A 13,864-nucleotide genomic window follows, 5' to 3' on the forward strand; every position below is an offset into this window, starting at 1 on the left:
AGCCTTTCCCCTTCTTAACTGACTGGCAGTAGTGATTGCGGCCGTTCTTCTCTTGCAGCTTGTAGCTTGAAACTTGCAACTGCTCCACATGCGGAACATGGTTGTTGCAAAGTATGTCTAGGCTATAACTGTTCCCACTGAGTGAAAAAACCATGACAACAACAACGAGTCACTACACCGGAGAAGAACGCAGCAAACGGATTTTTGCGATTGTCGGTGCTTCTTCCGGCAACCTGGTCGAATGGTTCGACTTCTACGTCTATGCCTTCTGCGCCATTTACTTTGCCCCTGCATTTTTTCCATCGGACAACCCCACCGTTCAGCTGGTCAACACTGCCGGTGTGTTCGCCGCCGGGTTCCTGATGCGGCCCATCGGTGGCTGGCTGTTTGGTCGCGTGGCCGACAAGCACGGCCGTAAAAACTCGATGATGATCTCGGTGCTGATGATGTGCGCCGGCTCGCTGGTCATCGCCTTTTTGCCGACCTATAACACCATCGGCGTCTGGGCGCCGATCCTGCTGTTGGTGGCGCGCCTGTTTCAAGGCCTGTCCGTGGGCGGCGAGTACGGCACTACCGCGACCTATATGAGTGAGGTGGCGCTCAAGGGACAACGGGGTTTCTTCGCCTCCTTCCAGTATGTGACGCTGATCGGCGGGCAATTGCTGGCCGTGCTGGTGGTGGTGATCCTGCAACAGTTTCTCACTGAAGAAGAACTGCGGGCCTGGGGCTGGCGTATCCCGTTCGTGATCGGCGCCATTGCGGCGGTGATTTCGCTGCTGTTGCGCCGTTCATTGAAAGAAACCACCAGCAAGGAAATGCGCGAAGACAAAGACGCCGGCAGCATTAGCGCCTTGTTCCGCGACCACAAGGCGGCGTTCATCACCGTGCTGGGCTATACCGCCGGCGGCTCGCTGATTTTCTATACCTTCACCACTTACATGCAGAAGTACCTGGTGAACACCGTCGGCATGCATGCCAAGACGTCGAGCTACATCATGACCGGTGCGCTGTTCCTGTACATGTGCATGCAGCCGGTGTTTGGCATGTTGGCGGACAAGATCGGCCGACGTGCCTCGATGTTGTGGTTCGCCGGCCTTGGCACCCTGTTCACCGTGCCTATCCTGCTCACCTTGAAAACCGTCAGCAGCCCGTTCCTGGCGTTCGTGTTGATCACCCTGGCCTTGGCGATTGTGAGTTTCTACACCTCCATCAGCGGCCTGGTCAAAGCGGAGATGTTCCCGCCTCAGGTACGTGCGTTGGGAGTGGGCCTGGCCTACGCGGTCGCCAATGCAATTTTTGGCGGCTCGGCGGAATTCGTCGCGCTGAGCCTGAAGTCCATCGGCCTGGAAAACAGCTTCTATTGGTATGTCACGGCGATGATGGCAATCGCTTTCCTGTTCAGCTTGCGCCTGCCGAAACAGGCGGCGTATCTGCACCACGATCTCTAGGGATGAGTTATGACGCTGCGCACGAGCAATCAACTGTTCGACGCCTACTTCACCGCTGACAGCATGGCCGAGGTGTTCTGCGACCATGGACGCCTGCAGGGCATGCTGGATTTCGAGGCTGCACTGGCCCGCGCCGAGGCGCGGGTCGGGCTGATTCCGCAGGCCGCCGTGGCACCGATTGCCCAAGCCTGCCTGGCGTCGTTGTACGACGTGGATGCGCTCGGCGTGGCGATTGCCACGGCGGGCAATTCGGCGATTCCATTGGTCAAGGCGTTGGGCAAGTTGATCGCCGCTGAAGACGCCGGTGCCGAACGTTATGTGCACCTGGGCGCAACCAGCCAGGATGTGATGGACACCGGCCTGGTACTGCAACTGCGGCGTGCCATGGAGTTGATCGAAACGGACCTGGCGCGTTTGGGCGGCATTCTGGCCGCTCAAGCGCAGCGTCATGCAGCCACGCCTCTGGCTGGCCGCACCTGGCTTCAGCATGCGACGCCGGTGACGTTGGGCATGAAAATCGCCGGTTGGCTGGGTGCCGTCACCCGTAGCCGTCAGCGTCTGGCCGAGCTGAAGCCGCGCCTGCTGGTGCTGCAATTCGGCGGTGCGTCCGGCACCCTCGCGGCGCTCGGCGAACAGGCCATGCCAGTGGCCGAGGCGCTGGCGGCCGAGTTGCAGTTGAGCCTGCCCGAGCAACCCTGGCATACCCAGCGTGATCGCCTGGTGGAGTTTGCCGGCAGCCTTGGCCTGATCGCCGGCAGCCTTGGCAAAATCGGGCGCGATATCAGCCTGTTGATGCAGACCGAAGCCGCCGAAGTGTTTGAACCCTCGGCACCGGGCAAGGGCGGTTCCTCGACTATGCCCCACAAGCGCAACCCGGTGGGCGCTGCCGTGCTGATCAGCGCCGCCACGCGCGTGCCCGGCCTGGTGGCGACGATGTTCAGCGCCATGCCCCAGGAGCACGAGCGCAGCCTGGGTTTGTGGCACGCCGAATGGGAAACCCTGCCGGAGATCTGCCGGCTGGTGTCCGGTGCCTTGAAGCAGGCATTGCTGGTGAGTGAGGGCCTCGAAGTCGATGCGCAGCGCATGGCGCACAACCTCGACCTGACCCAAGGCCTGGTGTTGGCCGAAGCGGTCAGCATCGTGCTTGCCCAGCGCCTGGGCCGCGAGACCGCGCACCATCTGCTTGAGCTTTGCTGCAAACGTGCCGTCGCCGACGGGCGCCATCTGCGCGCCGTGCTGGCGGACGAACCGCAGATCACCGCCGAGCTGTCGGCGTCTGAGCTGGACCGGCTGCTTGACCCGGCTAACTACCTGGGCCAGGCCCATACTTGGGTTACCCGCGCGGTGGCCGACCATTTTGCATTGAACGCCTGAGGAGAACGCTGTGGCTTTTGTACAACTCGCCGAGGGCGAACTGCATTACCAACTGGACGGGCCGATCGACGCGCCGGTGCTGGTGCTGTCCAACTCCCTGGGTACCGACATGCATATGTGGGACATCCAGATTTCTGCCTTCACCCGGCATTTTCGCGTGTTGCGTTTCGACACCCGTGGCCACGGCCAGTCCCTGGTGACGGAGGGGCCTTACAGCATCGAGCAACTTGGCCATGACGTGGTTGCGTTGCTCGACGCGCTGGATATCCAACGTGCGCATTTCTGTGGCCTGTCCATGGGCGGGCTGATTGGCCAATGGTTGGGCATTCACGCGGGCGAACGCCTGCACCGCCTGGTGGTGTGCAACACCGCCGCCAAGATCGGCACGCCCGAGGTATGGAACCCGCGCATAGAAATGGTCCTGCGCGATGGCGCGGCGGCGATGGTGGCCCTGCGCGATGCTTCGATTGCGCGCTGGTTCACGGCTGATTTCGCGGCGGCCAACCCGCACCAGGCGCAGCAGATCACCGACATGCTCGCGGCGACTTCACCCCAGGGCTATGCCGCGAACTGCGCAGCGGTGCGCGATGCCGATTTTCGTGAGCAATTGGCCTCGATCAAAGTGCCGACCCTGGTGATTGCCGGCACTGAAGATGCCGTGACACCACCGGCCGGCGGGCACTTTATCCAGAACCATGTGAAAGGCGCCGAGTACGCCGAGTTCTACGCGGCTCACCTGTCCAACGTTCAAGCCGGCACAGCGTTCAGCGAACGCGTGCTGGAATTTTTGCTGGCCCGTTAAGGAGTCTTTTGTGGACGAGAAACAACGTTACGCTGATGGCCTGCAAGTGCGCCGCGAGGTGCTGGGCGATACCCACGTCGACCGCAGCCTCAATGCCCTGACCGAGTTCAACAGTGAGTTCCAGGAAATGATCACCCGTCATGCCTGGGGCGATATCTGGACCCGACCAGGGTTGCCCCGGCACACCCGCAGCCTGATCACCATCGCCATGTTGATCGGCATGAACCGCAGTGAAGAATTGAAATTGCACCTGCGTGCCGCCGCCAGCAATGGGGTCACTCGTGCCGAGATCAAGGAGGTGCTGATGCAGAGCGCGATCTACTGCGGCATTCCGGCGGCGAATGCGACGTTCCACCTGGCGGAGTCGGTGTGGGATGAGCTGGGGGTTGAGTCTCGGCAACTTTAGCAAGCGAGGCCTGCGGGGCTGTCGTGGGTTATTCGGTGTCCCTATGCTTTGTACGAAGTGGTACCCCCAGTTCCTCTCGTAGGGCGTTCTCATAGAACGGGTATGGATTTATTGTCGATGGCGGGGTGCCTGGATCGTTGTCGAAGTCGAATGCCGTGCCGGAGTTCGGCACGCCGATGGCTTGAAGTTCAGTAAATGCATCATGTACGGGTTCATCGTCGATAACGGCGGGCTTGCCGTCCTTCTCGACGATGGGTTGTTTGCCGGGAATGAAGGTTCCTGTCGCGCCGTTGTAGGCGTGAATCATCTCATGAAAGATGCTGATCAGCGGTGACAGGCCCAGACGCCAGTCCAGGGAGTCTGCTGCGAAGGTGATTTCTGCCCGAGTGGCCGCTGTACCGGGTATACCCTCTTTGATAAACCCATACTTCGCATCATTTTCGTCCGTTGCCTCATCTTCTGCCGTATCACTGGATATTGGCTGGACCCGATAGCTGTGGATGTTTCCATTTTCACCCGCTGATCGAATGACCACCGGGCTGCCGATTTTGTCCGAGAGCTTGTCCATTTCTTCAAGAACCTGTTGTCCCACTGGCGAGGACCTCAACTCTTCCAGCTTGTCTTCCACCCGACGGATGAACTCTGGTGAACCCACTATTTTAAAGCCGCGCTTTCCCGCTTCGCTCGGGCGAACCTCATTGATCTTGGCGTCTCTGTGGTTGTGAATACGATCAGTTTTTTTTGCATAGATACGGTCTTTGGCATTAAAGGAGTGGACACTGTCCTGGCCGTGTCCGGTATAGATGGTCGTGTTCCGATAGCCGAACAATTGATCATTACCCAACCCTCCGTTCAAGATGACTTTTCCCTGGCCCCCGTACAGCTTGTCATCATCGGCATCTCCACTCAGATACACCTCGCGGCTTTCAGGGCCTGAACCCGCGTACATTTTGTCTTTGCCCTTACCACCTGACATCACCGCCTTACCCTCTCCTGCGACCATCAGATCGTCGCCGTCCTCGCCAAAGGCCAGGCCATTGTCGCTTCCCAGGCGTATGTAGTCGTTGCCGTTACCCGCGAAAACCCGGGTCTCGCCACCTCCTGCTACGATTCGATCATTGCCGTCTCCAGCGGAAATATTAACGGGAAGTTTGATATCCGGGTCGATGTCAATCTTGTCATCTCCACCCTGGGTTTTTATCACCAGGATCTGATCCAAGTCCCCACGGCTCAACGGCAGCTGATAAGGCTGGCCGTTCACAGTTGCACTGACTTGGCCATTGGCACCGGCATGAATCCTGACCACATCATTGCGGTCAGTGGTCGTTATCCGGACTTCGTCGGTAGTGATGAAATGATCATCCTGTTCCAGTATCCGCTCGATCTTGACGTTGCCATCATCGATCAGCGTACGGTTGCGGGATCTGTCGATAGTATCTGTTGGGGTAACGGGCTCTTGCGCAAGGAGAGGAGATATCACGGGGTGAGTAGCAGTGATCATGATTGATGCCTTTCTCAATGATGAGGTTTATGAAGTCGCTCATCCTGAGTGGCGTGAGGAGGGAAATTTATCCCACGTAGAGCGCTTTTATTTTCATCATTTATGAACTGAAAGTGTTTCAGTGAGAGTCCGCATCCCACACCCAATTCCATACCCCGGGCAGATGCACCGGCTCATTCACATCCTTGACCGTGCGGGCCAGCGCCGCGCGTTCCAGGGTGGCGTGGTCGGTGTAGAACGGCTCGGCGGCGGTTTTCATGCCGTTGATCCGCGCACTGTCCATCAGGATCTGCAGGTATTCCTGCATATGCCGCGCGGTGTAGCGGTTGATGTCGTGGAAGGTCACCACCACGGGGATCACGCCGTCCACCGTCGGCAGTTCACCCAGGGCAATATGCTCGCGCACCACTGACAGTTGCCGGTACAGATTGGCCCGGCGACGCGGGCTGCCATTGAACCCCCAGATCTTGCCGTCATTGGCACTCAGGTCCGTGAGCAACACCTGCATGTGGTGGCGCTGGTAGGCCGCGAAGGTGCGCTTGTCGTAGTTCCAGAAGGGCGGGCGAACCAGCAGGGGCGGTGTTCCGGTGATGGCGGCGATGTCTGCCGAACCCTGGGTGAGGGTGCGTTCCAATTCGGCGTCACTCAGCCAGCGATGGTTGGTATGAAACGCAGTGGCCGTATGGAATGCCAGGATATGCCCGGCGGCATATTCGCGCTCCATGGTCTTGTGGCCGCGAGGGTTGCCGCCGGAACGGGACGCCTCGGTCTGCAGGAAGAACACCGCCTTGATGCCCGGCAACACCGGGTTTTTCGCCAGGTCTGCCATTACCGAACGGCTCGGGTTGTTGTAGCCCGAGGCGCTGGGGCCGTCATCGAAGGTCAGCAGGAATCGGATCGGTGCCTGGGCCTGCAAGCGCTGCGCGGTCTGCGGTGTCAAGGCGACAGGTGCGCTGATGCAGCCATTGAGGCTCAAGGCCAGGGCTAGCAGGGCAGTCGCTGAAGCGAAGGCTTTCATGGGGGATGCGGGCTCGAATAAAGGCCGCTGCTGGGCGGTTCAGCAGCGGCAGGCGCGCACCATACAGCAAGTGGGACGCCGGTTTACAGCAGGCTGATCGGGTAACTGACGATCAACCGGTTTTCATCGAACTCGTTGTTGCTGTAGTCCCTGCGCATCGTGGAGTTGCGCCAGCGTACGTTGAGGTTCTTCAGGGTTCCACTCTGCACGGTGTAGCCCACTTCGCTCTCACGGCCCCATTCCTTGCCGTCGGTGATCGTGCCGGTGTGTACGTTGCTGCCGCTGATGTAGCGGTTCATCAAGGTCAGGCCCGGGATGCCGAGGGCGGCGAAATTATAGTCGTGGCGTACCTGCCAGGACTTTTCCTGCGCGTTGTCGTAGCTGGAATTGTAGCTGTCGTTGGCCAGGGTGCCGCCGCTGGTGCCGTTGACGCGCATCCAGGCGTTGTTGCCGGTGAGTTTTTGCAGGCCGACGTAGAAGGTATTGCCGCCGTAGCGCGCGGAAAACAGGCCGGACCAGGTCTTGTTGTCCAGGCTGCCGGCGCGGGCGCTGCCATCGTCCTTGCCATAGAAAAAGCCAAGGTTGGCGCCCAGGGTCCAGTCACCCACGGGCTGGCTGTGGATCAGGTTGACGAACTGCTGGCGGTAGATGTCCTTGAGCTGGGCATTCCACAGGCCGACCTGGGTGCGTTTGTCATTGAACGCATATTCCGCACCTTGAAAGTTGAAGCGATCGGAGGTGAATGCCGCTTTGCCGGTCATCGACATGTCGCTCATGCTGCTGTCGTCACGTGGGCTGTTGGCGCGGAACTGGCCGCCATACACCGTCAGGCCGTCGATCTCCCTGGAGGTGATTTGCCCACCGCGCAAGGTCTGCGGCAGCGAGCGGCCATCATCGGCACGCAGGATCGGCAGCACAGGCATCCATTCGCCAACCTTCACTTCGGTCTTTGAAATACGCGTCTTGAACGCCACGCCCAGGCGTCCGAAGTTATCGGCCGGGCGGCCATCGTGGTCCAGCGGCAACAGTTGGGTACCGCCGGTGCCGCGCCCACCGTCGAGCTTTTGCGAATACAAGCCCAGTACATCCAGACCGAAACCCACCGTGCCTTGAGTAAAGCCGGATTTGGCGTCGAGGATGAAACTTTGCGTCCACTCCTGCGCGCCGCCCTGGCTTTTGGTCGGGTTGGTGTAATTGCGGTTGAAGAAGAAATTGCGCAGGTTGAGGTTGGCGCTGGCGTCTTCGAGAAAGCCGTGTTCTTCAGCGACCACGGGTAGGGCAAAGCCGGCGACAGCGGTGGCCAGCAAAAGCTGGCGCGGATGGAAAGTGCTCATGGTGTCGGACCTGTTGTTATTGGGGTTGTGCAGGTGGCGGCCATGGTGCTTGGCGGTATGGGAGCGTTGAAAGTGGGGGAGAGCGGGTTGTGGGCGATGATCGAACGAAAGCTGGTGGGGCACGGAAAATAAAAAGCCCACCGGAAGGTGGGCTTCGTTTACGCCGCAGATATCAGAACAGCTTCATCTTCGGCGCTTCTTCTTTCAACGGTTCGTTTTTAGCGGTTTGCTCGTTCCAGCCGCCGCCGAGGGCCTTGTACAGGTTGACCTCGCTGGTCAACTGCGCCAGGCGGTCGGTGATCAGCGATTGCTGGGCACTGAACAGTTGGCGCTGGGCGTCGAGGAACGTCAGGTTGCTGTCGACACCAATGCGGTAGCGACGCTCGGCCAGGCGGTAGTAATCCTGGTTGGCGGCGACGAACCCACGTTGGGCGTCCAGTTGCTGCTTATAGGTCGCACGTGCGGCGAGGCCGTCGGAGACTTCCTGGAAGCCGGTCTGGATCGCTTTCTCGTAGTTGGCCACGTTGATCTCTTTCTGGATCTTCGAGTAATCCAGGCTTGCGCGCAGGCTACCGGCGTTGAAGATCGGGATGTTGATCTGCGGGGCAAACGACCAGGTGCCAGAACCGCCTTTGAACAGGCCGCCCAGGTTAGGGCTGGCGGTACCGGCGCTGGCGGTCAGGCTGATGCTCGGGAAGAACGCTGCACGGGCTGCGCCGATATTGGCATTGGCGGCCTTGAGGTTGTACTCGGCCTGCACAATGTCGGGACGACGTTGCAGCAGGTCCGACGGCAAGCCGGCCGGCACTTCGCTGAGCAGGTCATCCGACAGCGGCTTGCTGGCCAGGTTGGCCGGCAGGCCGGTGCCCAGCAGCAGAGTCAGGCTGTTTTCGTCCTGGGCTACCTGGCGCGTATAGCGGGCAAGCTGCACGCGGGCGTTTTCCACCGAGGTACGCGACTGGCTGAGGTCGAGGGCCGAGGCCACGCCGACTTCGTTGCTGCGCGAGGTCAACCGGTAGCTCTCCTCGAAGGCGCCCAAGGTGTCCTGGGTCAGCTTGAGCAGTTCCTTGTCGGCCTGCCAGGTCAGGTAGGCATTGGCCACGCTGGCCACCAGGCTGATCTGGGTACTGCGCCGTGCTTCTTCAGTGGCGAAATACTTTTGCAGGGCTTCTTCGCTCAGGCTGCGGACGCGACCGAACAGGTCCAGCTCATACGCGCTGATCCCGAGCCCGGCCGAGTATTGGCTGTTGATGCTCGCCTCGCCAGTCTGCGACAGGCGGGCCGGAGTACGCGAACGGCTGCCGCTACCCGTGGCCGAAACGGCCGGGAACAGGTCGGCACGCTGGATCTGGTACTGCGCCGCATACGCGTCGATGTTCAGGGCCGCGACGCGCAGGTCACGGTTGTTCACCAGCGCGGTCTGGATCAGCTGTTGCAGGGCCGGGTCATGGAAAAACTGCTTCCAGCCCTGCTCGGCAGCGGCCTGGCCCGGCGCCTGGGCCGACGAATACGCCGGCCCCTGGGGGAACTGGGCGGCTACCGGCGCCTCAGGGCGCTGGTAGTCGGGTATCAAAGAGCAGCCACTGAGCACGAATGCCGTGACGGCCAGGGAAAGTAGCGACTTGCTCATTGGCCAGCCTCTTTAGGGGTTTCAGTAGTAACCGGTTTCTTGCGTTCGCCGGCGGACGACACGGTTGCGTAGAACAGCGGCACCCAGAAGATCGCCAGGACAGTAGCCGTGATCATACCGCCGATGACACCGGTACCGATCGCGTGCTGGCTGCCTGAGCCTGCGCCGGTGGAAATCGCCAGCGGCAGTACGCCGAGCATGAACGCCATGGACGTCATGATGATCGGGCGCAGACGCATGCGGGACGCTTCGATGGCGGCCTCGACGATGCCTTTGCCCTGTTCGTGGAGCTCTTTGGCGAACTCCACGATCAAGATGGCGTTTTTCGCTGCCAGACCCACGGTGACCAGCAGGCCCACCTGGAAGAACACGTCGTTGGACAGGCCGCGCAGGCTGGTGGCGATCAATGCACCGATCACGCCCAGTGGCACCACCAGAATCACCGCAATCGGGATCGACCAGCTTTCGTACAGTGCCGCGAGGCACAGGAACACCACCAGCAGCGACAGGGCGTACAGCGCAGGCGCCTGGGAGCCGGACAGACGTTCTTCATACGACAGGCCGGTCCACGAGTAGCCGATACCGGTTGGCAGATCCTTGGCAATGCGCTCGACTTCCGCCATCGCGTCACCCGTACTGTAGCCTGGTGCCGGAGTACCGAGGATTTCCATCGCCGCTACACCGTTATAACGCGAGAGCTTCGGCGAGCCGTAGATCCACTTGCCCGAAGAGATGGCCGACAGGGGCACCATCTTCCCGGAGGTGCTGCGTACGTACCATTTGTTGAGGTCTTCCGGAGACATGCGGCTGGCCGCATCGCCCTGCACGTACACCTTCTTCACACGACCACGGTCGATGAAGTCGTTGACGTAGCTGCCACCCAGGGCAATCGCCAGGGTCTGCTGGATTTCCGCCAGGCTGATGCCTTGGGCACTGGCCTTCTCGTCGTCAACGGTCAGCTCGTATTGCGGCTCATCGTTCACGCCGTTGGGGCGCACGCCCGCCAGGATCTTGCTTTGCGACGCCGCGCCCAGGAACTGGTTACGCGCATCCATCAACTTCTGGTGGCCAACGCCGCCCTGGTCTTGCAGGAACACGTCGAAACCGGTGGCGTTACCCAACTCCAGAACCGAAGGCGGCACGATGGCAAAGACCATGGCGTCCTTGAAGGCCCCGAAGAAGTAACCCTGGGCACGCTTGGCCACTTCAAACACCGATTGCGACGCATCACGCTCGTCCCACGGCTTGAGCATCACGAACGCAAGGCCCGAGCTCTGGCCACGACCGGCGAAGTTGAAGCCGTTGACGGTAAACACCGACTTCACGGCCTTGCCTTCGCCCGGTTCGCCTTCCTTGTCGTTCAGCAGGAAGATACGCATATCGTCGATGACTTTCTGCGTACGTTCAGCCGACGAACCTACCGGCGTCTGCACCTGGGCAAAGATCACACCCTGGTCTTCTTCAGGCAGGAACGCGCTTGGAATGCGGGTGAACATCCAGATCATGCCGGCCAGGATCAGCGCATACACCAGGAACGCCGGGATCTTGTGCTTGATCATGCCGCCCACGCCGCGCTCGTACTTCTGAACACCGCGATCGAATGTGCGGTTGAACCAGCCGAAGAAGCCGCGCTTGGGTTGGCCGTGTTTGTCCGGGTCGATCGGCTTGAGCATGGTGGCGCACAAGGCCGGGGTGAAGATCAAGGCAACCAGTACCGACAACGCCATCGCCGAAACAATGGTGATGGAGAACTGCCGGTAGATCACACCGGTGGAACCGCCGAAGAACGCCATCGGCAACAGTACCGCCGACAGGACCAGGGCAATACCCACCAGGGCGCCCTGGATCTGGCCCATGGACTTGATCGTCGCCTCTTTCGGCGACAGGTGTTCCTCGGCCATTACCCGCTCGACGTTTTCCACTACCACGATGGCGTCGTCCACCAGCAAGCCGATGGCCAGGATCATGCCGAACATTGTCAGGGTGTTGATGGTGAAGCCAGCTGCCGCGAGGATGCCGAAGGTGCCCAGCAATACCACCGGTACGGTCATGGTGGTGATGATGGTGGCGCGGAAGTTCTGCAGGAACAGGAACATCACCAGGAACACCAGCACGATCGCTTCGACCAGGGTGTGAACCACACCGGAGATCGATTCGGTCACCACCGGGGTGGTGTCATACGGCACCACCGCCTTCATGCCAGGCGGGAAGAACGGTTCCAGGGACGCCACGGTGGCGCGGATAGCCTTGCCGGTGTCGAGGGCGTTTGCACCGGCTGCCAGCTTGATGGCCATACCGGAGGCCGGCTTGCCGTTGAACTGCGCACTGATGCTGTAGTTCTGGCCACCCAGCTCGATGCGAGCCACGTCGCCCAGGCGAACCTGCGAGCCGTCGGCGTTCACCTTCATCAGGATCTTGGCGAACTCTTCGGCGCTTTGCAGGCGGGTCTTGCCGATAATGGTGGCGTTCAGCTGGGTGCCGGGCAGGGCAGGCAGGCCGCCCAACTGGCCGGTGGCTACCTGGACGTTCTGGGCCGCAATGGCGTTGCTGACATCTACGGGCGTGAGCTGGTAGTTGTTCAGCTTGGCCGGGTCGAGCCAGATACGCATGGCGTACTGCGAACCGAACACCTGGAAGTCACCTACACCCGCGGTCCGGGAAATCGGGTCCTGGATGTTGGAAACGATGTAGTTGGACAAGTCGTCCTTGGTCATGCTGCCGTCTTCCGACACCAGACCAATCACCATCAGGAAGTTCTTCACCGACTTGGTCACGCGGATACCCTGCTGCTGCACTTCTTGCGGCAGCAGTGGGGTCGCCAGGTTCAGCTTGTTCTGCACCTGGACCTGAGCGATATCCGGGTTGGTACCCTGGTTGAACGTCGCGGTGATGGTCATGCTGCCGTCGGAGTTACTGTCCGAGGCGACATAACGCAGGTTGTCGATACCGTTGAGCTGTTGCTCGATCACCTGTACGACGGTGTCCTGCACGGTTTGTGCGGACGCGCCTGGGTAGGTCACTTGGATATCGATAGCGGTTGGCGCAATGGCCGGGTATTGGTTGATGGGCAACTTCAGGATCGACAATGCCCCGACCAGCATGATCACCAGGGCGATTACCCAGGCAAAAATGGGACGGTCGATAAAAAATTTCGACATGAATTACTCCCCTTTACCAGCAGCGGCAGCAGGCGCTGCAGCCGTACCGGCGGGTTTAGCGTTATCAGCGTCCTTGACCTTGACTTCGATGCCCGGCTTGATGAACTGCAGGCCCTCGGTGATCACGCGGTCACCGGCCTTGAGGCCATCTTCCACCAGCCAGTAGGCGCCGGCAGTGCGGTTCGCTACCAGGACGCGTTGCTCGACCTTGTTGTCCTGGTTCACGACCAGTGCCGTCGGGATACCCTTGAGGTCACGGGTCACGCCTTGTTGCGGCGCCAGGATGGCCTTGCTGTTCACACCCGCTTGCAGCTGGGCGTGTACGAACATGCCTGGCAGCAGGGTGTGGTCAGGGTTCGGGAACACGGCGCGCAGGGTCACGGAACCGGTGGTCTCGTCGACCGACACTTCCGAGAACTCCAGCTTGCCCTCCAGGCCGTAGGCCGTGCCGTCTTCCAGGGTCAGCTTGACCTTGGCGGCGTTGTCGCCCGCTTTTTGCAACTGGCCGCTTTCCAGGTCGCGGCGCAGTTTCAGCATTTCAGCCGAGGACTGCGTGACGTCGACGTAGATCGGGTCCAGTTGTTGGATAACGGCCATGGCATCGGTCTGGCCATTGCTGACCAGCGCGCCTTCAGTCACCGAGGAACGGCCGATACGCCCGGAGATCGGCGCGAACACTTTGGTGTAGCGCACGTTGATCTGGGCGGTTTGCACGTTGGCCTCTGCGGTCATCCGGTTGGCCAGGGCGGTGTCGTATTCCTGGCGGCTGACGGCCTGCTCATCGACCAACTGCTTGTAGCGGTCGGTGATGGACTTGGTCTGGGTCAGGGTGGCTTGTGCGCTTTTCAGCGTGGCTTCATACACCGACGGGTCGATCTGGTAGAGCTGCTGCCCTTCCTTCACGTCGCCGCCTTCCTTGAACAGGCGCTTGAGAATGATGCCATTGACCTGAGGACGAACTTCCGCAATGCGGTAGGCCGTGGTGCGGCCTGGCAGTTCGGTGGTCAGGGTAAAGGCTTGCGGTTGAATGGTTACCACGCCGACCTGAGGGGTTTGAGCGGGCGGAGCCGCTTCTTCCTTTTTACATCCGCTGAGCAGCGATGCCAGGGCGACGGCAGTGACCAGAGCGGTAACAGCTGGCTTAAGTTGCATGAAGATCCTCGGGTCAGGCGCGCAGAGTGCGCACAAGCAGT

General features: G+C 60.6%; 10 protein-coding genes. 4 read left to right on the plus strand and 6 right to left on the minus strand.

Going from position 1 to position 13,864, the window contains the following annotated elements; translation table 11 throughout:
• Window positions 1-152 precede the first annotated feature (152 nt).
• From M5B97_RS02505 to pcaC, 4 genes are read left to right on the plus strand one after another with little or no spacing between them, the layout of a single operon-like run.
• Window positions 153-1,448: an MFS family transporter gene (locus M5B97_RS02505; RefSeq protein WP_123714964.1), complete on the plus strand. Its 1,296-nt coding sequence runs from the start codon at window positions 153-155 to the stop codon at window positions 1,446-1,448.
• A 9-nt stretch (window positions 1,449-1,457) separates the two neighbouring features.
• Entirely contained in the window at window positions 1,458-2,822 is a 1,365-nt protein-coding gene (locus M5B97_RS02510) for a 3-carboxy-cis,cis-muconate cycloisomerase (protein WP_134658031.1), read from the plus strand.
• A 10-nt stretch (window positions 2,823-2,832) separates the two neighbouring features.
• Window positions 2,833-3,624, plus strand: coding sequence for a 3-oxoadipate enol-lactonase (gene pcaD / locus M5B97_RS02515; RefSeq protein ID WP_248730658.1), 792 nt, complete (start codon window positions 2,833-2,835; stop codon window positions 3,622-3,624).
• A gap of 10 nt (window positions 3,625-3,634) precedes the next feature.
• Window positions 3,635-4,030: a 4-carboxymuconolactone decarboxylase gene (gene pcaC / locus M5B97_RS02520; RefSeq protein ID WP_248730659.1), complete on the plus strand. Its 396-nt coding sequence runs from the start codon at window positions 3,635-3,637 to the stop codon at window positions 4,028-4,030.
• A gap of 28 nt (window positions 4,031-4,058) precedes the next feature.
• Here the strand turns inward: pcaC and M5B97_RS02525 are convergent, their stop codons facing one another.
• The 6 genes from M5B97_RS02525 to M5B97_RS02550 form a co-directional block, all read right to left on the minus strand.
• Window positions 4,059-5,531, minus strand: coding sequence for a M91 family zinc metallopeptidase (locus M5B97_RS02525; protein WP_248730660.1), 1,473 nt, complete (start codon window positions 5,529-5,531; stop codon window positions 4,059-4,061).
• A 118-nt stretch (window positions 5,532-5,649) separates the two neighbouring features.
• Window positions 5,650-6,549 (minus strand): polysaccharide deacetylase family protein, encoded by a 900-nt coding sequence (locus M5B97_RS02530; RefSeq protein ID WP_123714966.1) that lies wholly within the window; start codon window positions 6,547-6,549, stop codon window positions 5,650-5,652.
• Window positions 6,550-6,632: 83 nt separating this feature from the next.
• Window positions 6,633-7,883, minus strand: a complete 1,251-nt coding sequence (locus tag M5B97_RS02535; protein WP_134658025.1) for an OprD family porin — start codon at window positions 7,881-7,883, stop codon at window positions 6,633-6,635.
• 172 nt (window positions 7,884-8,055) lie between these two features.
• Window positions 8,056-9,513 carry an AdeC/AdeK/OprM family multidrug efflux complex outer membrane factor gene (gene adeC / locus M5B97_RS02540; protein WP_123714968.1) on the minus strand — a complete coding sequence of 486 codons (1,458 nt, stop codon included), beginning with the start codon at window positions 9,511-9,513 and terminating at the stop codon, window positions 8,056-8,058.
• Window positions 9,510-12,671 carry an efflux RND transporter permease subunit gene (locus tag M5B97_RS02545; RefSeq protein WP_248730661.1) on the minus strand — a complete coding sequence of 1,054 codons (3,162 nt, stop codon included), beginning with the start codon at window positions 12,669-12,671 and terminating at the stop codon, window positions 9,510-9,512. Before M5B97_RS02545 ends, adeC begins: the two co-directional genes overlap by 4 nt.
• 3 nt (window positions 12,672-12,674) lie before the next feature.
• Window positions 12,675-13,823: an efflux RND transporter periplasmic adaptor subunit gene (locus tag M5B97_RS02550; protein ID WP_248730662.1), complete on the minus strand. Its 1,149-nt coding sequence runs from the start codon at window positions 13,821-13,823 to the stop codon at window positions 12,675-12,677.
• Between the last annotated feature and the right edge of the window lie 41 nt (window positions 13,824-13,864).

It is taken from the genome of Pseudomonas sp. MWU13-2517 (genome assembly GCF_023242545.1).
Taxonomy (GTDB): Bacteria; Pseudomonadota; Gammaproteobacteria; order Pseudomonadales; family Pseudomonadaceae; genus Aquipseudomonas.